At 40.3% G+C, this 21,646-nt stretch carries 20 protein-coding genes; 5 read left to right on the top strand and 15 right to left on the bottom strand.

Annotated features, from left to right (window positions below):
* Position 1: 1 nt before the first annotated feature.
* From G9371_RS04115 to G9371_RS04095, 5 genes are read right to left on the bottom strand one after another with little or no spacing between them, the layout of a single operon-like run.
* A complete protein-coding gene (locus tag G9371_RS04115; protein WP_029424317.1) occupies positions 2-856 on the bottom strand; it encodes an ABC transporter permease in 855 nt (284 codons plus the stop codon).
* Between the two features lie 34 nt (positions 857-890).
* Complete coding sequence (locus G9371_RS04110) at positions 891-2,321, bottom strand: ABC transporter substrate-binding protein (protein ID WP_029424318.1); 1,431 nt, start codon at positions 2,319-2,321, stop codon at positions 891-893.
* Positions 2,322-2,340: 19 nt separating this feature from the next.
* A complete protein-coding gene (locus G9371_RS04105) occupies positions 2,341-2,586 on the bottom strand; it encodes a ferredoxin family protein (RefSeq protein WP_000864074.1) in 246 nt (81 codons plus the stop codon).
* 20 nt (positions 2,587-2,606) lie between these two features.
* Positions 2,607-4,340 (bottom strand): fumarate reductase/succinate dehydrogenase flavoprotein subunit, encoded by a 1,734-nt coding sequence (locus tag G9371_RS04100; protein WP_029424319.1) that lies wholly within the window; start codon positions 4,338-4,340, stop codon positions 2,607-2,609.
* A gap of 28 nt (positions 4,341-4,368) precedes the next feature.
* Complete coding sequence (locus G9371_RS04095) at positions 4,369-5,112, bottom strand: GntR family transcriptional regulator (RefSeq protein ID WP_000080816.1); 744 nt, start codon at positions 5,110-5,112, stop codon at positions 4,369-4,371.
* Positions 5,113-5,353: 241 nt separating this feature from the next.
* Between G9371_RS04095 and chrA the strand changes: the two genes are divergently transcribed.
* Positions 5,354-6,703, top strand: a complete 1,350-nt coding sequence (gene chrA / locus G9371_RS04090; protein WP_029424320.1) for a chromate efflux transporter — start codon at positions 5,354-5,356, stop codon at positions 6,701-6,703.
* An 83-nt stretch (positions 6,704-6,786) separates the two neighbouring features.
* Here the strand turns inward: chrA and G9371_RS04085 are convergent, their stop codons facing one another.
* Positions 6,787-7,395: an FMN-dependent NADH-azoreductase gene (locus G9371_RS04085; RefSeq protein WP_000771649.1), complete on the bottom strand. Its 609-nt coding sequence runs from the start codon at positions 7,393-7,395 to the stop codon at positions 6,787-6,789.
* Between the two features lie 95 nt (positions 7,396-7,490).
* Between G9371_RS04085 and G9371_RS04080 the strand changes: the two genes are divergently transcribed.
* On the top strand, positions 7,491-7,886 hold the full coding sequence (locus G9371_RS04080) for a winged helix-turn-helix transcriptional regulator (protein WP_001983845.1): 396 nt from the start codon (positions 7,491-7,493) through the stop codon (positions 7,884-7,886).
* Here G9371_RS04080 and G9371_RS04075 read toward each other — a convergent pair.
* Entirely contained in the window at positions 7,883-8,737 is an 855-nt protein-coding gene (locus G9371_RS04075; RefSeq protein ID WP_000331400.1) for a helix-turn-helix domain-containing protein, read from the bottom strand. The two genes, G9371_RS04080 and G9371_RS04075, sit on opposite strands and share 4 nt — an antisense overlap.
* A 166-nt stretch (positions 8,738-8,903) precedes the next feature.
* On the opposite strand from G9371_RS04075, the gene G9371_RS04070 reads away from it, so the two are divergent.
* A complete protein-coding gene (locus G9371_RS04070) occupies positions 8,904-9,821 on the top strand; it encodes a DMT family transporter (protein ID WP_029424321.1) in 918 nt (305 codons plus the stop codon).
* Positions 9,822-9,852: 31 nt separating this feature from the next.
* Here G9371_RS04070 and G9371_RS04065 read toward each other — a convergent pair whose 3' ends face one another.
* From G9371_RS04065 to G9371_RS04050, 4 genes are all read right to left on the bottom strand, one after another.
* The gene (locus G9371_RS04065; protein ID WP_029424322.1) at positions 9,853-10,857 is read right to left on the bottom strand and encodes a homoserine dehydrogenase; all 1,005 of its coding nucleotides are present in this window, start codon (positions 10,855-10,857) and stop codon (positions 9,853-9,855) included.
* Between the two features lie 109 nt (positions 10,858-10,966).
* The gene (locus G9371_RS04060; RefSeq protein WP_029424323.1) at positions 10,967-11,758 is read right to left on the bottom strand and encodes a sulfite exporter TauE/SafE family protein; all 792 of its coding nucleotides are present in this window, start codon (positions 11,756-11,758) and stop codon (positions 10,967-10,969) included.
* Between the two features lie 193 nt (positions 11,759-11,951).
* Positions 11,952-13,607 (bottom strand): TIGR01244 family sulfur transferase, encoded by a 1,656-nt coding sequence (locus G9371_RS04055; protein ID WP_029424324.1) that lies wholly within the window; start codon positions 13,605-13,607, stop codon positions 11,952-11,954.
* A gap of 9 nt (positions 13,608-13,616) precedes the next feature.
* On the bottom strand, positions 13,617-14,312 hold the full coding sequence (locus tag G9371_RS04050; protein ID WP_029424325.1) for an MBL fold metallo-hydrolase: 696 nt from the start codon (positions 14,310-14,312) through the stop codon (positions 13,617-13,619).
* Positions 14,313-14,503: 191 nt separating this feature from the next.
* Here G9371_RS04050 and G9371_RS04045 point away from each other — a divergent pair, with 191 nt between their 5' ends.
* Together G9371_RS04045 and G9371_RS04040 are read left to right on the top strand one after the other, a co-directional pair.
* Positions 14,504-15,775 (top strand): sigma-54 interaction domain-containing protein, encoded by a 1,272-nt coding sequence (locus G9371_RS04045; protein ID WP_029424326.1) that lies wholly within the window; start codon positions 14,504-14,506, stop codon positions 15,773-15,775.
* A 69-nt stretch (positions 15,776-15,844) separates the two neighbouring features.
* The gene (locus tag G9371_RS04040; protein ID WP_029424327.1) at positions 15,845-16,756 is read left to right on the top strand and encodes a bestrophin family protein; all 912 of its coding nucleotides are present in this window, start codon (positions 15,845-15,847) and stop codon (positions 16,754-16,756) included.
* Between the two features lie 48 nt (positions 16,757-16,804).
* Here G9371_RS04040 and G9371_RS04035 read toward each other — a convergent pair whose 3' ends face one another.
* Genes G9371_RS04035 through G9371_RS04020 form a run of 4 tightly spaced genes read right to left on the bottom strand, consistent with a single transcriptional unit; the run spans position 16,805 to position 21,645 of the window.
* Complete coding sequence (locus G9371_RS04035) at positions 16,805-17,863, bottom strand: 2,3-butanediol dehydrogenase (protein ID WP_029424328.1); 1,059 nt, start codon at positions 17,861-17,863, stop codon at positions 16,805-16,807.
* A gap of 29 nt (positions 17,864-17,892) precedes the next feature.
* Positions 17,893-18,678 (bottom strand): acetoin reductase, encoded by a 786-nt coding sequence (locus G9371_RS04030; protein WP_000238435.1) that lies wholly within the window; start codon positions 18,676-18,678, stop codon positions 17,893-17,895.
* Positions 18,679-18,704: 26 nt separating this feature from the next.
* Positions 18,705-20,108 carry a dihydrolipoyl dehydrogenase gene (gene lpdA, locus G9371_RS04025; RefSeq protein ID WP_029424330.1) on the bottom strand — a complete coding sequence of 468 codons (1,404 nt, stop codon included), beginning with the start codon at positions 20,106-20,108 and terminating at the stop codon, positions 18,705-18,707.
* Positions 20,109-20,118: 10 nt separating this feature from the next.
* Positions 20,119-21,645 (bottom strand): 2-oxo acid dehydrogenase subunit E2, encoded by a 1,527-nt coding sequence (locus tag G9371_RS04020; protein ID WP_001289738.1) that lies wholly within the window; start codon positions 21,643-21,645, stop codon positions 20,119-20,121.
* Position 21,646 lies beyond the last annotated feature (1 nt).

Below are 21,646 nucleotides of genomic sequence, written 5' to 3'. Positions count from 1 at the left end.
TTTAAGACTTCCTCAATTGATACCATGGAGTAAATCGGTTTCCAATCACACGCACCAATGTACTGCTAAACATACCTAACGCTCCGATCAGTACCATGCCAACCACGATATTGCTATAGTTTTGCAAGGTGAAAGATTCCCATGTGAAGTATCCAATTCCATGTTGCCCCGAAATCATTTCGGCAGTCACTAAACAGAACCAGCAAGTACCCATTCCAATGGATAAACCAGTAATAATATTCGGTAATGCCCCCGGAATAATGACTTCATGAATAATGGCAAGATCAGAAGCACCTAAACTTTTTGCAGATGCAACGAGCCTTGGGTCAACTGCACCAACACCATGTACGGTGTTTAATAAAATTGGAAATAAAGCCCCAATAAACGTAATAAAAATCATAGACGCTTCTGAGGATGGAAAAATCAGAATTGCTAAAGGAATCCATGTAACTGCTGGTATTGGACGTAATACTTCTAATGGTGGCATTAGAAAGGCAGCCAGTTTTTGATAACGTCCTGCTAACAAACCAATACCTACACCAATTAAAGCTGCTAGCACAAAACCAACCACTACGCGAAAGATACTAGATTCAACGTGTTCAAATGCAGTGCTGAGTTGAAAGAAAGCCCATAGCGCATGAATGACATCTAAAGGTGTCGGGACATTGCTAAAGTTCACAAAGCCTAAATTTACTTTAAACTGAGCAAGTCCTTGCCAAATGACTATCCAAAAAGCTATAGATGTGAAAGCAATGACATAGCTTTTTAAACGCGCCGGATATGATCTCAACTGCTGAAAAAATTTAGTCAAAAATGTACTTTGGTTATTAGGTTTTGTCTGGGCTAAACTACTCATTTGTCACCTCCTGATCATTAGGTAAGACAACACATCAGCTCTTTGTTACAAGCTGAATAGCTTCAAAGTCATATACTTTTCCGCCCTGTTGTTTAGCCCATTTTTCAGCATCATCTTTTAATAAAAAGGCTTGAATTTGTCCTGCTTTGTCTGTGGCATACCATGCCAGATTGGCAAGTAACTTAATGTCGGACTGATGATCTTGGCTATAAACCACACGCACCGTTTTTCCATCGGCTTGTATTTTCTTTAAATCAGAAAAAGCATGCTCAGGCGTTTCGTAGCTACGAACTTTTTCTTCACCCTGTACCCAAATTTGAGTCACCCGATCAAATGTCTTGATGGGTTGTCCCGTTAAAGCGTCATTGGCAACTAAAGGTGATTTTGCATAGTCAGCCAATTGCTGGCTGTAATTAAGTCCAGATGCCTGAAATGCATCCTTAATATATTGATCATCGATAAATTTATTTACATCAAGCGTACCGTCGTTTTTGCCTAAAACTTTTAAGGTATCTATCGCAATTTGAGTCGCTTTTCGATATTCAGGTTTCCACGTTAAGTCGCGAGTTTGCAGACCTAAAGGGCCATGAAATAGATAAACAACTTCGGCAGGAATACCTGTTTTTTCAGCAATAAGTTCACTATATTTTTCTGGTTGTTCCCGAATCAAACGATTCGCTTCAATAGTTGCTTGTAAATAGGCTTTTATAACTTCTGGATGCTGCTGTGCATAATCCTTGCTGGCAAGCGAACCATGAAATGTTGGTGATTTTGCTTGTGAACCATCATAGATTTTTTTAGCAAAACCTTGGTAAGCAAATAACTCTCCAAATGGTACGAAGTCAGCATGTGCAGAAATTTTATGACTTTTTAATGCAGGTCCCGCCACTTCTGGCGCTTTAGCAATTACTTTAATATCTTTATCAAGTTGCCAGCCTTCTGCTTGAATCGCTCGCAGCAACAGTCCATGAGCAGTTGAGGCAAAAGGTACGGAAATGGTTTGTCCTTTTAGTTCTTTGAGTGAAGTTACTTTTGAGTCAATTGGAACAACAATCGCATTGCCGCTACCATTAATACTGCCTGACAAGGGCGCTAAAAATATGCTTTCTTTCCCAGCTTTTTTAAATGCTGCTAAATTATTAACCGCAGGAAAGTCAGCCATTGCTCCCAAATCTAGACGCCCAGCCACCATCTCACTGGTAAGTGGTGCACCAGAGGTAAAGTTTTTCCATTGAATGTCATATTTAACATGTTTGTATTTACCATCTTTAGGCAAATATTTGGGTAATAAATTCAATTCACGAATGAGCAGCCCACCTGTTGCACAGTTAATAGTGGTGTCTTGCGTGCCAATCGCTACACGAACAGTTTCTGTTTTACTGCCGCACCCCAAAGTGCCGAGTACAATGGCACCAATTAAGCTACTGAGTAATAGTTTTTTATTGATCAATTTATTTTGTCTCATGTTGCGTATTCCAAATTAATTATTTGAGTAGGTATGGGATATTTACTTTGACTGCATCTGTTGGGCAGTCCTTTTCACAAGGCATGCAATACCAACATTCATCAAATTGCATATAAGCTTTTTGAGTTGTTGGATCGATTGCTAATAAATCCATTGGACAAACATCTACACAGACAGTGCATCCTTTATCAGCAATACATTTATCTTCATCGATAATGACGGGTGCGACAGTACGGTGCTGTACTTCTTTAAAAATAAAAGCCATGATTTAAGTTCCTGATTTATTTAGTCTGCTAGAGCAACATCTTTTTGAATACGTAAACGGTCATACGACACAGCTTCATCTTGATTAATCGGAACCACATAAGGCTCGATTGGCTTTTTGAAACTGACCATATTGCCGTGTTCATCTTTTTTCAAATGCGCGTGACAGAACCAATCCGAGTTATTCTTTTGAGGGAAATCTGCTTTATAGTGGTACAGTCCCCAGCGGCTTTCTTCTCTAAACAGTGAAGCTCTTGCTGCCATTTCCGCGCAATCTCGAATAAAAGAAACTTCAGCGGCACGCATCAGCTCATGTGGGTTTCTTGCAGAAATTCGCTTAATATCTTGTTTGATTTCTTCAAAACGCTTGAGCCCAATTTCCATTTTTTGGCGAGTTTTAGGGGGCTGCAAATAGTCATTTACAAAACGGCGCAGCTTATATTCCACTTGTTCTGGAGGTAAACCTTCTGAGCAATCCACTGGCGCAAATATTCGAGCTTTTTCTGCTTCTATTTCGCTTTGGTTTAATTCACTATCTTCAACTACATTCACGTATTGGGCGGCATTTACACCTGCAAACCACCCGTAGGTAAATGCACCAAGCATATAGTTATGAGGTACAGCCGCCATATCGCCAGCGCTATATAATCCCTTAACCGAAGTCTCAGCTTTTTCATTGACCCATACGCCAGAAGCACTGTGTCCACTACAAAAACCAATTTCTGAAATATGCATTTCCACCATATCTTGACGGTAATTGGTTCCTCGGCCCTCATGAAAACGTCCACGGCTTGGGCGCTCATTGGTATGCAAGATTTCTTCGATGGTTTGAATGGTTTCTTCGGCCAGATGATCTACTTTTAAATAAACAGGACCATTACCACTTTCCAGTTCTTGGTAAAACTCCCACATCATTTGACCACTCCAGTAGTCACATTCAATGAAACGTTCACCTTTACTGTTAGCGGTATAACCTCCTAAAGGACCAGTCACATAGGCACAAGCCGGACCGTTATAGTCTTTAATCAATGGATTAATCTGGAAGCATTCTAAGTTAGCAAGCTCAGCACCTGCATGGTATGCCATTGCATAGCCGTCACCTGCATTGGTTGGGTTTTCATAAGTGCCCATTAAATAACCGGAAGCTGGTAAACCTAAACGCCCTGCGGCACCACAACATAAAATGGCAGCTTTCGTTTTAATGACATAGAAATCGCCACTACGACAATCAAAACCGAGTACACCATTGATTGCACCTTGCTCATTTTTTAAAAGCTTTGTGGTGACAATCCGATTATTAATTTTGACTTGAGCACGCTTTAATTGACGGTATAAAACTTTTTTAACGTCATGACCTTCAGGCATAGGTAAAACATATGCCCCCATGTGGTGTACTTTTTTTACTGCAAATTCGCCGGTCTCATCTTTTTCAAACTTAATACCCCATTGATCGAGTTGTTGAATGGTTTTGAAACTATGCTTCGCATATGCATATACAGTGGTTTGGTTAACTACCCCATCATTGGCAATCGTAATTTCTTTGGTGTACTGCTCAGGTGTTGCGTAGCCCGGAATGACAGCATTATTCAGTCCATCCATTCCCATTGAAATCGCCCCACTACGTTTTACATTCGCTTTTTCAATGAGCAAGACTTTTAAATTGGGGTTTTCTTGTTTGGCTTTAATCGCAGCCATTGGCCCTGCAGTTCCACCACCAATCACCACAATATCGAACTCAAGATATTTAGTTTCCATTGAATATTCCTTATTTTTATTTGAGTTATTAACGATGAATACGTAAACGGTACTGGAAGGTATCGCCCGAGAAATAAAGATATTCATAGTCAATCGGTTGGCCATTTGCGTCATGAGTCAAACGTTCGACCCGTAATACCGGAGTTCCGATTTCGACTTGCAACAAAGCCGCTAATTCTTCATCCGCTACCGTGGCATCAATGCTTAAATCCGCATGTCCCAAAGGAATATCGCACTCTTGTTCTAATGCCTTGAAAATATCGGTTGTACGTAAATCAATCGCTTTCTCTTTAAGCTTCAAACCAATATGTTCAGGCAAATAAGTCAACTCATACGACACTGGCTGACGGTTGAGTAAACGGACACGTTGAATTTCATACACATTGGCTTTAACAGGTAACTTCAATTTGGGCACAACGTGCATCGGGATCTGCTTAAGCTCGGCCGAGATGACACGGTTTAAAATTTCGTGACCAGCAGATGACATTGCTTCTGCAAAACCCTGCAAACTTGAGATGTTCTGGAACGTTTTTGGCTTGCTTACAAAGGTCCCTTTACCTGGCACCTTAAAAATATAGCCTTCCAACTGTAATTGGTTGAGCGCTTGGCGAACTGTAATTCGACTTACACCAAATTGTTCAGCAAACTCGTTTTCAGATGGAATTTGGCTCAGTACGGCATATTCACCATTTACAATTTTATTAAGGATGAGTTCCCTTAATTGATCGTAAAGAGGCTTATGATTTTTGGGATCTTGGGGTAGCTGGCTCACGGCTCACAACCTGTTATAACAACTTGAGCAAATAATGTTTAAAATGTTTCAGCTTTGGAAATAATTTAAAGCGATAACTTTAGTTAAAAAAATAATTTCTTTTAATATCAATAAATTAATAAATAGTTATCTATAAAAGTTGAATGGTTATCATAAAAAATACATTTGTGTTTGTTATGCTATAAAACATACTCCGTTATGCCATAAACGTAAAAATTAATATTATTTTTTAGGGGATAATATGCAACAAAAACAATTAAATACCCCTGATGATTCAGTGGAACAAGTCACCTTCTGGCAAGCCTTCTTATTTTGGCTCAAGCTTGGTTTTATTAGCTTTGGGGGGCCAGCTGGACAAATCGCTGTGATGCATCAGGAACTGGTTGAACAAAAGCGCTGGATATCAGAAAAAAGATTTTTACATGCACTGAACTACTGCATGTTGTTACCCGGACCTGAAGCGCAGCAGTTAGCAACCTACATTGGTTGGCTTATGCATAGAACTGTGGGAGGATTGGTTGCAGGTATTCTATTTGTATTGCCCTCTTTATTTATTTTAATTGGACTATCTTGGGTTTATATAAAATTTGGAGATGTGCCTGTTATTGCAGGTATCTTTTACGGGATAAAGCCTGCCGTCACTGCAATCGTCTTTCATGCAACTTACCGCATAGGCAGTCGTTCGCTTAAAAATAAGTTTTTATGGGTCGTCGCAATTGCAGCGTTTTTTTCCATTTTTGTCTTAAAGCTTCCTTTCCCGCTTATCGTTTTATCAGCAGGTATTGCTGGCTATTTAGCGAGTAAAAAGTACCCAGAACTATTTTCCTCCGCGGGTGGGCATAAAGCTAGTCAAAAAGATTATGGTCCGGCATATATTGATGATGATACCCCAACACCAGAGCACGCTAAATTCCATTGGTCACGGTTAGCCAGACTTATTTTTGTGGCAATCGCTTTATGGTTATTGCCAATTTTAGCTTTAGGCGCATATTTTGGATGGCATCATTCCTATACCCAAATGGCTTGGTTTTTCACTAAAGCTGCGCTGCTTACGTTTGGGGGCGCTTACGCGGTTTTACCTTATGTCTATCAGGGGGCTGTCAATCATTTTGGATGGCTTTCACCTACACAAATGATTGATGGATTGGCACTTGGTGAAACTACACCCGGTCCACTAATTATGGTCGTTGCCTTTGTTGGTTTTTTAGGAGGCGTTAATCATTCATTACTTGGCTCTGAGCATTTATTTTTTGCTGGAGCACTCGGTGCAGTTATTGTGACTTGGTTTACCTTTCTATTTTCATTTGTCTTTATTTTTGCGGGTGCACCGATTATTGAATCTACGCATAACGAAATTAAATTTACTGCACCCCTTACCGCCATTACTGCAGCTGTGGTCGGTGTCATTTTAAATTTAGCACTATTTTTTAGTTACCATGTGTTATGGCCACAGGGTTTTTCAGGCCGTTTTGATATTGTCGCGGCCCTCATTACTGTAGCTGCATTTATTGCTTTATTCCGATTTAACATTAACGTGCTGTATGTCATTTTTGCTTCGGCACTGGTTGGGCTCGCAGTCACTTTCTTTTAGTTATTTACTGATTGAATTGATTTTTCAAAATCATAATCTCAATAAGGCCGAACAGTTCCTTTACTGTTCGGCTATTTATATTTTTAACCCGCTAACTGGGCAATTTGCGCTGCTGCATTATCTAAGGCAGCTTGACGTGCTTCTGGGCCGAAAGCGATCCCTTCGGCGCGCACAAAAGTGATATCAGTCACCCCAATAAAATTGAAAAACGCCTTGATATAAGTTTCTTGATAGTCTAAAGCTTCGGCTGGTGAACCTTCTGAATACACACCACCACGCGAAGAAGCAATAATGACACGTTTCCCCTCTACTAAACCTTGAGGACCGTTTTCCGTGTAACGGAATGTTTTACCAGCAACAGATAGACGGTCAAGCCACGCTTTTAACTGTGATGGGAAGCTAAAGTTATACATAGGTGCGCCAATTACAACGATATCTGACGATAAGAACTCATCCAAATATTGGGTGTTTCTTGCAACACGTTGTTGCGCTGTTTCATTATTAGGTTCAACACCTTGCCATGCTAAAAACTCAGCATCAGACAAATGAGGAATTGGCTCTAAAGCAAAATCGTGATGAATAATTTCTGCATCTGGATAAGCTGTGCTGAGCTGACGAATAACAGATGAGGTGAGTTGGCGGCTAACAGACTGCTCACCTAAAATACTTGTGTCAATTTGAAGTAGTTTCATCGCTTATACCTACAGTATAAAATTGTTACTTGAGCTAATTATGTTACTACTATTATTCTTATGTACAAGAAGGCACATTTAGGGAACCAAGTAATATGACTGTAACCATACCTCATGATATCCAGAGTTCAGATTGCCAAAGAGTCAGTCAAGTGTTGGCTAGAGTTGGAGAGAAATGGAGTATACTCATTGTAATGACACTTGCATCACATCCTCATCGCTTTTCTGAAATAAAGAGACGTATCAATGGAATATCGCAGCGTATGCTTACATTATGTTTGCGTGGTTTAGAACGAGATGGGTTGGTTAAACGTACGGTTTATCCTGTAGTTCCACCTCATGTTGAATATGAATTAACTCCACTGGGCCATTCACTTACAGAACCTGTAATTGCTTTAGGCCAATGGGCTCAGCAGCATATTGCAGATATTGATGCGGCAAGAGCTGCATTTGACGCAGCTCAGGAGAAACCAATTACATTAGACACTTAACGTAACTGCGAAGGACTCATGCCATAAAATTGTTTAAAGCGATGACTTAAATGGCTTGCTGAACTAAACCCACATACTAGGGCAATATCTTGCAAAGAAAGCTGAGATGACTGAATTAGCCCCTTGGCCTTTGTTAAGCGTCTTTGCATGACATATTGGTGAGGCGCCATATTCATGGACTGTTTAAACATATGAGCAAAATGGTATTCGCTTAAATTCACAACATTCGCCAAATCAGACAAAGTGAGTGCCTGATCTAGATGATCTTCAATCCATTCCTGAATATATTTGAGTTTATGAGGTGCCAGCCCACCCTTGATAGTAGGCTGTTGCCATTGAACACTGCTATATTTCCGAATTAAGTGATTCAACAATAAACTTGCCGTTGTACTCATTTGCAAATGATTTGAAGAATCTTGCCAATCGCAATCTAATAAGAAAAATTGATATAACGCCCGAATCCGTTCATCGTCATTAAAGACAACTTCGTTTAGTTCAATTTGATTCGGCTCTTTGTCCCATATTTTTTCAGCAACATCACGCAAATGTTGGTCGGTGTAGTACAAGTGGACAAATTTAAGTCCACCACGTATGTCCCAAGTCGACTCCTGATGCTCGGGCAATAGGCAAAAACGTCCTGGTCCACCGCCATTTTTCCAGCCCGCAGGTGTTTTTTGATAGCTTTCATAACCATCTTGAATATAAAGACTTAAAGTGTGGTGATCGCTACAGACACTTACACGATCTTGCTGATTAGACCAAAATGCAAGTTGCATATTTTCATCAAGCACCACAGTTTCGTGAAGCTTGGCTTTAGACTGCTGCAGCTGTTCTAAAGTTTGATAAGCCATGCAAAATTAAAACGAATATGATTGAGCTTAAGTTAACCATATTCAGCAAAATTCAGCTAGTTTAGATCTATAAAAAACGCAAGATCTTGCATGTACAACACAAGAATATATACGTGAAAAATGAAGCATTCCTAGATACTTAAGCTTGGTAATCGAGGATGAAGTTATGAATATTTTACTCTATGTTGCGGTGGTGTTGATTTGGGGAACAACATGGATTGGAATTGCCGTTCAAAGCCATTATGCAACACCCGTTGTCGCAATTTTATGGCGTTTTGCTATTTCAGCCTTATTACTTTGGGTTGTTTTACTATTTTCAGGAAAATTACAGCGAATTGCTTTAAAAGATCACTTGTTCTGTATGCTGCAAGGACTTTGTGTTTTTGGCCTAAACTTTATTTGTTTTTATACTGCGGTTAAATATGTAAATAGCGGTTTAGAGTCTGTCATTTTTTCGATGGCGGTTTTCTTTAATGCCATTAATGCACTTATCTTTTTTAAGCAGAAACCTTCCCCAAACTTTGCGCCAGCTGCACTTTTGGGCCTAAGTGGTATTGTTTTACTATTTTGGCACGATCTGATTAATAGCCAGTTTAATGCGCAGTTATTAATGGGTATTGGGCTATGTGCAATAGGCACTTACGGTTTTTCTTTAGGGAATATGATTAGTGTTAGACACCAAAAACGTGGCCTAAATATCTTTTCAACAAACTGTTATGCCATGACTTATGGCGCATTGGTGATGTTAATTCTGGCTTTATTTACAGGACAAGATTTAATGCCGCCGATGAATTTCCCATTTTTAAGCTCGGTACTATACTTAGCTGTATTTGGCACGGTTATTGGGTTCTCTGCTTATTTTTCTCTGGTCGGACGAATTGGCGCAGCCAAAGCAGCCTATAGCACGTTGCTCTTTCCTTTAGTTGCTTTAACAGTTTCTACTTTCTTTGAAGGATATGAGTGGACTTTAAATGCTGTATTTGGAATTTTACTCATCTTACTTGGTAACTACTTAATGTTTAGTAAGTTTGAAACTGGAAAGAAGTTATTTAGCAATCAAAAAAATTGTGAGAAACAGGCATAAAAGCCTGCTTTTTTATAAATCATAATTAATTTTAGCAGCCCGTTTTTAGCATCAACTCAAAATCTTTTAAAGCCGCGGCTGCTGTGGCTAATGGCGCAGATGCCCCTCCACTGACAACAAATTCCCCCATTTCTTGCGTTAACACCCGAATACATTTATTAGAACCTTGCAGATGAGCAAACGGATGATTTGCTGGGACTAACCTTAATTCAACACCTGTTTGAATTTGCAGATTTTTAATATGGATAAAACCAACCAGACGAGGAATTACATTTTCTTTTTTCCAATCACGAATATGTTCAGTCGTAACATGACTAATTCCTTGTCTTGGAATATCCTGAATTTTTACCTCAGCTCCCAAAACAGTATTGGCTAGTATCGTAATTTTTGCAGCGGTATCCCATCCATCTACATCGAAAGAACTATTCGGTTCAGCAATACCTTTTGCTTGAGCTTTTTCAAGAGATTCTGCAAATGCGCATTCATGTTGCAACATATCATTTAAAATAAAATTTGTGGTACCTGTAAACACCCCTTCTATTTCTAAAATTTGGCAACCAGCCAAGTTATATTCAAACAAATCAACAGTCGGTAAAGCTGCAGCAGTGGCACCGCTAAAAAATAGTTTTTTATTGTGCTGATGTGCCAAGTTAATTAGTTTTTTACCTTCTACGACTAAAGCACCTTTAGATACCGCAATCGCATGCATGCTATGTGTTAAAGCATAATTTAAATAAAATAGGCCTTTCCCACCTGTCACATAATCACTTGGTCCAGTTTCAATAATGACATCTGCTTGAACCTTTTCTAAAAACTTTTGCTCTGTTAGGCCTGCTTGATATTGTGTTTTATCTAGCCACTTTGAAGCTTGTAAACCATCTTGGTTAATTAAACCTGATGATGAGTTGCAGATACCCACTAAACGGGCATCAATTTGATATTTTTGTTTATAGTAGGTCGATCGATTTAAAAGAAGCTCTGCAATTTGTTGCCCAATCCGTCCAAAACCACAAATTGCTACATTAATTCGCTTCATTTCACTTTCTCAAAAATTTAAATGGTTTAAATCAATTTTCCAAAGATAATTTTAATATCTCATCTTGGAAAAATTGCTATTTATAGAGAAGGTTAAAATACTATATCGCTCAGATATTTGTTAGATTAACAATCTTAATAACCATATAAATTGCGACAGCAAAAACCATTAAAGCAAAGACCTTTTGTACAATTGCAGACGGAATAAACCGAATAGCTCGGCGTCCTAATAACATACCGAATGTACATGCGAGCGCGAACGCACTAGTAATGGCGACTGGATAGTGAAAGCCCTCTGCAATATGCATCACAATACTCATTCCACTAATCAGGAAAATAATCATAAGTGAGGTTGCAACAATGCTATGCATATCCAAATTTGTGACTTTTCTAAGCGCGGGTACAATTACAAAGCCGCCTCCAACCCCTAACATACCAGTTAAAAGCCCAGCAATAATCCCGATGCTCGCAAGCACACCACCAGTTTTAAAATTCCAGATAAAGCGTCCCGTACTTGGGTTGACCTGACACGGCGGGTTATGAAAATCCGAAATTCGGTTACTAATAAGTCGATAGCCCACTGTAAACATGACCAAGCTAAACATTAACATGAGCCAAATAGGTGAAATTGTGTTAGCTATTAAAATACCGATATGTGCCATAGGGGCACCAATTAAGGCAATCCAGATTGCAGCACGATAACGAACTATCTTTTTAAATAAGCCTTCAATAGTTCCAATGAGTGTAGATAGCGCAACTGCTAATAACCCAATCGGTGCAGCTTGCGCCACGCTCCAGCCTTGACTGGTCATAAGCGCGGGTACAGCAAGAATGCCACCACCCGCACCGGTAAGACCAAGTAAAAAGCCAATCACAATGCCTTCAACGACAAGTAATAACATATTAAAAGCCTAAAATTGCATATACATCGTTTGCAGTAGACTGCTGGTTAATGAGTGAGTTGATCTCGTCTTCTTGCGAAGCTTTAGTCACTTCTCAGGACAAAGCGTTGCTTTGTTTATCCTCTTAACTCGAACATAGTTCTCGTCTTCTTGCGAAGCTTTAGTCGCTTCTCAGGGTAAAGCGTTGCTTTACTTATCCTCGCTCAGGTTTGACCATCCACTCACGGCCTTTAAGCATGCCTTGCCAGTAAATCGGCGGTAAAATCTGCTCTTTAAGCAGCCAAGCCAAACGAGAAGGTTTTTGCCCATCAATCACCCATTTTGGAAAACTTGGAAGTAATTTGCCGCCGTAGCCAAACTCAGCCAGAACGATTTTTCCACGCTCTACTGTGAGTGGACATGAGCCATAGCCGTTGTACTCGCAGAAGTTTTGCTCACCTTTGAGCTGGGCTATAACATTAACCGCAACGATCGGAGCTTGTGCCCGTGCCGCAGCAGCAGTTTTGGCATTAGGTGCATTCATCACATCGCCTAAAGCAAAAATATTGGCATGTTGTGTGTGTTGTAAGGTTTGAGGATTAACACTCACCCAGCCGGCTTCATCAGTAAGAGAACTTGCACGAATAAAGTCGGGCGCTTGTTGTGGTGGAACAACATGCAACATATCGAAATCTGTTTCGACCAATGCTGCATTTTCATCATTCACCACTTTGAACCATGCTTTCTTTGCAGGCCCGTCTACTTTGACAAGTTGATGGTTAAAATGAAGTTCAGTGCCATATTTTTCAACGTATTGCATTAGTGCAGGTACATATTCCTTCACACCAAATAAAACACCGCCGGTGTTATAAAAATGGATAGATATATTTTTGAGTTTGCCTTGCTTTAACCAGTAGTCCGCTGAAAGGTACATTGCTTTTTGAGGAGCACCGGCACATTTAATAGGCATAGGTGGCTGGGTAAAGATTGCCTTTCCACCGTTTAGCTGTTGCACCAGTTCCCATGTATACGGCGCTAAATCATAACGATAGTTAGACGTCACCCCATTTTTACCTAAGGTTTCAACTAAGCCTTCAATGCCATGCCAATTGAGTTTTAAACCAGGACAGACGACCAACGCTTTATATTGAATAGGTTGGCATCCTTCCAAAATAACCTGATTATGCTCAGGGTCAAATCCAGCAACGGCGGCTTTCATCCATTTTACTTTTGAAGGAATCACACTTGCCATTGAGCGTGCGGTTACTTGTGGTTTAAAAATACCGCCACCGACCATGGTCCAGCCCGGTTGATAATAATGGGTATCTGCCGGATCAATAATGACAATATCTAAATGAGGTTCGCGAGACAGTAAGCTCGATGCTACAGAAATTCCTGCTGCTCCAGCGCCCACAATCACAACGCTATAACAAGGAATTGTCGCTGGTTCATGATCACGTTTTAAAATACGTGGCACTAAGCCTTTTAAGTTAAAACCAAGTTTGTTACCCGACTCAACTAACAGTGCTACATCTTGTGGGGCAACTTCGGCCAAAGCCCATAAACTGATTGCACGCATACCAGAACGGCAATACGCTAAAACAGGTTTTTGGGCATTCTTATAAAGCTGTTTAAACTCGGCAACTTGTTGATCGGTAATTTTGCCACTGGTCACAGGCTGATAAATTACCTTTAGACCATATTGTTGAGCTGCTTCTTCAATTTCAATCACATTGGGTTGGTCTGCACCTTCTCCATCCGGGCGGTTACATATCAGAGTTTTTATTCCTTGGTCTGCAATTTTTACAATATCGTTGGCAGTAATCTGGCCAGCAACATAAAAATCTTGATTAACTCGTTTAAGTTCCATATTGCCACCTTATAATTGTGAAATTGAGCCGCAAGCCTGATTAGCAGGAAGTGCTTTATCGATTTGTTTTGGATATGGCAGATTTAAGTTATTCATTAATTTAATAAAATCTTCACGCGAACGATTCTGACCTAGACGTGAATTATTTAAGCGTTCATAACCAATTGTTGAAGACAGACGACCTTTATAATCGTGTCCCGGATACACAATAGTCTCGTCAGGTAGGCTGAAAAGTTGCTTATGAATACTGTCATAAAGTGTGCCTGCATTACCTTGTTGGAAGTCAGTTCGACCGCACCCATCAATTAATAATGCATCACCAGTGAAAACCATGTTTTCAACCAAGTAACTCGTACAAGCATTGGTATGACCTGGTGTGTAACGCGCTTCAATACTGAGGTTGCCAACTTTAAGCATGCAACCATCAGTAATTAAAATATCTCCGCAACTTACTTCTGAGTTTCGATGTAAAACCGATTTGCAATGGAAACGTTCGCGAAGTAAATCTGCAGCGGTAATATGGTCTGCATGAACATGAGTATCTAAGGTATAGATGAGTGTAAATTGATGCTGCTCTAATTCTTTTGCATAAATCTCTATATCTGATGCGACTGGGTCAATTAAAACAGCCTCTCGTGTTTCTTCACACCCAAGCATATATGTATAAGTCGAACTTGCCTGCTCAAAAAACTGCTTAAAGAACATGATTTATACCCTAATAATTTATTTCTTTCCTATATTTTGCAAATAAGATGCCAATTATTTAAAATTAAATAATAAATACAAAAATCAAATATTTAAAATAATAGGTAAAATTAACGTTAGAAAATAAACTCAGCTTGATGTTCCTTTGGAACTCAAGTATGTTTCAATGAAACGATTGTGAAACACATAAAATGGTAAAGTTAAATTTTAAGTCAGAACAAGATTTTTTTATTTTATTTGAGCAATTAAAAGCTTTATTCCCAAATGCGAGTCTGTTTTTAGCGGACACATCTACTCAAGCAATTCACTATAAATTTAATACAGACGATATTTCTGTAGAGAGCATGGCAGCGCTTACTCAAGATCATCACAATCAGTATCTTGAAATCAATACTCCTAAAATGAGAAAGCGATTCATCTATCAGGAAAATGATATTTACATCGCAGAGCATCGCATTATCGGGAAATTGCATATTCTACAGCCCGTTAGCATAGAGAATGATATTGCTAATCAAGTAGAGCTGACAGAACAATTACAAGAGTTAAGCAAGATCTTTAATAGCTGTTCACCAGAAATGACTCGTATGTTTTCAATTATTCAAAGAGTGGCAATTACTGAGTTTCCAGTGCTCGTACGCGGTGAATCTGGTAGCGGTAAAGAACTGGTGGCACAAGCAATTCATGATTATAGCCAACGTAAAAATAAGATTTTTGTAGCGATTAACTGTGCAGCTCTTAATGCCAATATTCTAGAAAGTGAACTATTTGGGCATGTGAAAGGTGCTTTTACGGGAGCAATTCGTGACCATAAAGGCGTGTTTGAACGTGCCGCAGGTGGAACACTGTTTCTAGATGAAATTGCCGAGATTCCTTTAGAGCTTCAGGCTAAATTATTACGAGTGTTAGAAACAGGCGAGTTTACTCCAGTCGGTGGTGAAAAACCGATTCAGGCCAATGTCCGCATTATTACAGCCACACATAAAGCTTTACGCGAAGAGGCTAAGGCTGGGCGTTTCCGCCATGATTTACTCTACCGTTTGCGTGTGATTCCAATTTTTATACCACCACTCAGAGAGAGAAAAGTCGATATTCCTCTTATTGTCGATCAGATTTTAAAAGAGAGCTCAACCCAACTCGACACAATGCCTCGACATGTCAATCAAAAAGCCATGCAAGTTTTATTGAATTATGACTGGCCAGGAAATGTTCGTGAGTTAAAAAACACCCTGCTTTATGCTTTAACCATGGCAAATGGTAAGGTTGAAATTGAAGTCGAAGACTTACCAAATGAACTCTTAAATGCAGATGATTACGTTAAATTACCCGAGACAAATGCAGAGCTTAGTCCAGAAAATGTACAAGCCGCTTTAGAAAAATATAACCATAACCTGAATATGGTCGCGAATATTTTTGGAATTAGCCGCACTACTCTTTGGCGATACAGACAAAAGCATAAGCTTTAGCTAGGTATTTAGCTCGTCTAAGGCGTATCATATTGCACTTGGTTAGGTTCGTTAGTTCAAAGGCTTTATATGATTGTTCGTGATAAAAGCAATGTATTTAAACTCTTATTTGCTTGGAAAGGAACAATTTTGCCGAAGGTTTTGCCTGCACTGAGTTTTGTGGTACTTATTTCAGCATGTGTGGTCTGGCTCTCTTATTATCATTGGATTCAAATTCCTACCGTACCCGCGATCGGATTTACCATATTTGGTGTGATTCTTTCGATTTGTACAGGTTTTAGAAATAACGCGTGTTATGACCGTTGGTGGGAAGGCCGCAAACTTTGGGGCGCACTAATTGCCAATGCCAGACATATTGTTAGAGACAGCCATGTTTTATCTAATGAACAACGTGAACATTTAATTCATCAGGTCTTAATTTTTAGTAATTTATTGCGTGATCGTTTACGTCAACAAACAGTCGAACCCACAAAATTTCTTGAACCTGCCTATTTAAATAACTCTTCACTTAATTATTTAAATGAGCATATTAATGCGCCGCAATTTGTACTCGAAAATATTCAAAAAGATTTAGTCAAAGCTCTAAAAGACGGCGAAATTAGTGACATTATCTATGGCACTCTGACACGCCATATTGTTGAGCTAGGTAATATTCAAGCGGGTTGTGACCGTATTGCTGGGACACCTTTACCCTACTCATATTCAGTACTTTTGCACCGCGCCGTTTACTGTTTCTGTTTCATTCTACCATTTAGCCTTGAAGCAGCTTTAGGTATTTGGACACCACTTATTGTCGGCTTAATCGCTTATATGTTTTTAGGACTAGATGCATTAAGCGCTCAAATTGAAGAACCTTTCGGTTTGCAAGAAAATGATTTACCGCTCGACTCTATTGTGCGTTTGATTGAACGTGAGTCTCTAAGTTCTTTAGGACAGCCATTACCCCCTATTATTGAAGCCCAAGACAACAATTTACTTTAATAAAAAAGAGCGAATCATCGCTCTTTTTTTATAGGCTTAAGTGTCTATTTATGGATGTACGATAATCTTAACGGCTGATTCATTGTTATGAATTAAGGTTTCAAAACCTTGTGAAATCAAATCATCAAGTTGAATGCGCTGCGTAATAAAAGGTTCCAGATTTATTTTACCTTCTTCAACCAGTTTAATAGTCTCCTGATGGTCATTTACATAGGCAATTGTGCCTCGTACATCAAGCTCTTTCATTACTACACTATGCACATTAATTGATGCTGGATGGCTCCAAATCGAAACTATAACGATCACGCCTGTTGGTTTCACTGCCGCAACCAAAGTATCTAATACCTTATTAACGCTACTACATTCAAACGCGACATCGATGCCATTACCATTAGTAATTTTCATGACCTCAGAAACAACATCAACTTCTGACGGGTCTAAAATATAATCTGCAACACCCGACTCTTTGGCTTTTTCTTTACGTTTGGCACTTAGTTCGGTAATGATGACCTTAAGACCTTTCGCTTTTAAAATTGCCGAAAGCAATAAACCAATTGGCCCCGCACCGCCAACCAGTGCAATATCACCAGCCTTTGCACCACTACGTACGAAAGCATGATGACCCACCGATAACGGTTCAATTAAGGCTGCCTGATCTAGCGGAATTTTATTGGAAATTGGATGCACCCAACGGCGTTTAACTGCAATTTTTTCCGATAAACCACCACCACGACCGCCTAAACCAATGAAGTTCATATTTTTAGAAAGATGATAATTATCACCCGGTCCAGTCGGCACATCATCGGCCACAATATAAGGCTCTACGACGACATGCTGACCAATTTCAATATCATCAACACCTTCACCGACGGCATAGACAACACCTGAAAACTCATGTCCCATAGTAATCGGTGCAGATTCACCTGAAATAGGATGCGGATGTCCACACGGTGGAATAAAAATTGGCCCTTCCATAAATTCGTGCAAATCTGTACCACAGATTCCACACCAAGCTACCTTAATGCCTACAGTGCCGGGAGTGACTTCTGGTTCAGGGATATCTTCAATACGAATATCGCCTCTGTCATAAAAACGCGCTGCTTTCATTATTATCTCCCTCAAATCAGGATATTGTTTTAGCGATAGACAATTCCGCCGTCCGTTAAAATGGATTGCCCCGTTATATAGTCCGAATCTTCACTTGCCAGAAAAGCAACTAATGCAGCTACATCATCTGGTGTTTGGGCTCTACCTAAAGCAATGCCTTCCACATATTTTTTATAAGTTTCACCAATTGCAGCACCGGTAATTTCAGCAAAACGTTTATCGATTTCAACCCACATGTCCGTTCCGACAATTCCGGGGCAATATCCATTTACCGTAATACCGTGACTGGCATATTCTTTTGCCGCAGCTTGGGTAAGTGCTCGTACCGCAAATTTGGTTGCCGAGTAAATACCGAGTAAAGCAAACCCATCGTGGCCTGCAATTGAGCAAGCATTAATGATTTTACCTTTATGTTGGCGTTGTTTAAATTTTGCAGCAGCAGCCTGTATTCCCCACAGCACTCCACCAATATTAATATCAACAATTTTTTGGAATTCATCAGGTGTGATATCCGCAATCGCTTGAACTTGTGCAATTCCAGCGTTATTAATCATGACATCAAACCCACCAAGGGCCTGCTCAGCATGATTTATAGCAGCATACACCTGCTCGCGGTCACTTACATCAGCAATAAAAGTGCTCGCATTTACACCTAAAGCCTGAATTTCCTGCTGCACATCGTTGAGTCGATCTTGTTTCATATCAACTAATGCAATATGTGCCCCTTCTTGCGCCAAGCGCAGGGCAATCCCACGGCCAATGCCTTGGGCTGCCCCAGTCACTAAAGCGACTTTATTTTTTAATCCCTTAACCATGTTCAACTCCTGTAAATGTAGAATTTCTACATATGAATCGCTCGTTGCATTGAAGCCAAAATAGATTCATGCATGGCTTCTGATAATGTTGGATGCGGGAAAATCACTTGAGCTAAACTTTCATCAGTTGCTTCTAGATATTTCGCAATGGCAAATCCTTGGATATGTTCGGTCACTTCATGACCCACCATATGTGCACCAAGCAGCTCGCCCGTTTCTGCATGTACCACCGTTTTAACGAAACCTGACGCATCTCCAATTACTAAAGCTTTACCATTTGCAGTTAAAGAAAACTTACCAATACGTATAGGTAGATTCTTAGCTTTTGCTGCATTTTCCGTTAAACCAATACTTGCCACTTGTGGATGTGTAAAAATACAACCGGGTATCTGGCTACGGTCGAGTGAATGGACGTTTGCCACACCAGCGATTTTCTCGACACATATCATGGCTTCATGGCTTGCTTTATGAGCGAGACAAGGCGCTCCAGCAACATCACCAATGGCATAAAGCCCTGCTACGTTGGTTTTACAATAGTCATCAATTGCCACAAAACCTTGTGGATTGAGTTCTACACCTAAACGTTCTAGTCCTAGCCCTGTGGTATTCGGCTGTACACCAATTGCCGAAAGCACGCGGTCAAAAACAAGCGTTTGAACATCATTTGCCGTTTCAACCACACAGTGGACTTGCTCATTTTCAATCTGAATACTTTGAACGACAGCATCGGTTAAGACTTTCATACCTTTTTGTTCAAATTGTTTTCTAACAAATTGAGCAACTTCTGCATCTTCGGTCGGTAAAATTTGTTTAGCCAAATCAATAAGGGTCACCTGACATCCCAAATCTTGATAAAGACTGGCAAACTCACTACCAATTGCACCTGAACCTACAACCAGTAAACTTTTCGGTAACTGCTCTGGAACAAGCGCTTCTTTATAGCTCCAGACATATGTTCCATCGACAGGAAGTTGAGGAACATGTCGGGCTTTAGCTCCAGTTGCCAAAATGATATGTGGTGCACTCAAAGCCTGACTATTACCTTGAGCATCGGTCACTTCAATTTTTTCTTTCGCTGTAAGTTGAGCGCGACCACTAAAAACAGTGACCTGATTCTTTTTCAACAAGTAATCGATGCCTTGTACTAATTGAGCTGACACTTGTCGGCTATGTTGCACAAGCTTTTGAATATCAAAATCGAGTTGCGATACCTGAAAACCAAACTGTCCGGCATGTTTAAACTGGGTTGCGAGCTCTGCCCCTGCAAGCAAAGCTTTGGTTGGAATACAGCCCCAATTTAGACAAATTCCGCCTAAATGTCGCTCTTCTACAATTGCGGTTTTTAACCCGAGCTGGGCTGCACGAATTGCAGCCACATACCCACCCGGTCCCGCGCCAATCACAATTAAATCAAATTGAGCTTCTGACATGCGGGTTCTCCTACACCAAAATTAAAGCAGGGTTTTCAACAAACTGCTTAAAGCTGGCCAAGAATTTCGCCCCAACTGCGCCATCAATAACTCGGTGATCGCATGACAACGTCGCTGTGACAATCTCACGAACCACTACATTGCCATTTTCGACAACAGCGCGAGATTCCGAAGCACCTAATGCCATAATTGCACCTTGCGGTGGGTTAATAATGGCATCGAACTGTTTAATGCCTAACATTCCTAAATTTGAAATGCTAAAGCTACCACCCTGAAACTCGTCAGGTTGTAACTTGCCAGTCTTAGCACGAGTTGCCAAATCACGCATGTCATCGGAAATTTGTGCCAACGATTTTTGATTTGCAGCTTTCACAATGGGTGTAATTAAACCGTTTGGAATCGCTACGGCCACGGAAATATCCGCTTGAGAGAACTGTAAAATTGATTGAGTAGCCTCATCAAATTGAACATTCACCTCAGGTACTTTAATCAGTGCGGCGGCAGCTGCCTTAATTAGCATGTCATTAATAGAAAGTTTCACTTGTGGAACAGTCTCATTAATCTGCTTACGTAATTTTTGCAAAGCCTCTACGTTGAGATCGACCACTAAGCGGAAATGCGGTGCGTTACGTTTTGCAGCCTGTAACCGTGAAGCAATCGCTTTACGCATCCCATTCATCGCCACCGTCGTAACGGTTGATTGTGGTTGAGCTGCACATTGCACAGGTTGTTCATTTAATGGCGTTGGGTTATTACGATAGTAAACTGCCTCAACATCTTCTTTACAGACACGGCCACGAGTACCTGAAACACGGCAGTCATTTAGGTTAATGCCCCATTGTTTTGCTAAACGGCGTGCTACAGGCGTCGCTAAAATTTGGCTATCATCAGCTGTAGATTTAACCACTTTAGTTTGAGTTTGCTGCTTAACATCAGGCCACTGACCACCAGCAGCCTGTACAGTCTTCTGGATGTCTTGAACACTAATACGTCCTTCACGACCAGAACCTGTGACTTTTGCCAAGTTTACATTGTGCTTTTCTGCAAGCTTCAAGGCATGCGGTGTTGCAAACAAATCATCAGATGTTTGATAACCTTGTAATGACTCGGGTACAGCATAGTCACCTTTAGCGACCTTTGCAGGAGCTGAAGCACTAGCTGCTACAGTCTGTGGCTGTTCTGCTTTCTCAGCAATAGGTGCAGATGTTTCCGCTTTACTTTGTTCCGAAGGTGCTTGAGCTGCTGAACCACCTAATGATGCGATAAACTTTTCAATTTCTGCATCAGAAACTTCACTATCAGCACATACGGCAATAAGACCACCAACAGGTAAAGTATCACCATCTTTCGCTAAAATTTTACGGAGCGTTCCAGCAAAAGGCGCTTCTAACACATTGACGATTTTTGTGGTTTCAATTTCACAAATTTCATCGCCCTTATTAAAGCTATCACCCTCTTTAATCAACCATTGGGCGATCGTGCCTTCTTCCATGGATAATCCCCATTTCGGGATCTCCAGCGTTTTAATTTCGCTCATC

The organism is Acinetobacter sp. EKM10A (assembly GCF_011075215.1).
In the GTDB taxonomy this organism is placed as follows: Bacteria; Pseudomonadota; Gammaproteobacteria; order Pseudomonadales; family Moraxellaceae; genus Acinetobacter; species Acinetobacter baumannii.
The sequence above is the reverse complement of the archived record's forward strand: the minus strand, read 5'-3'. Positions and strand labels throughout refer to the sequence as shown.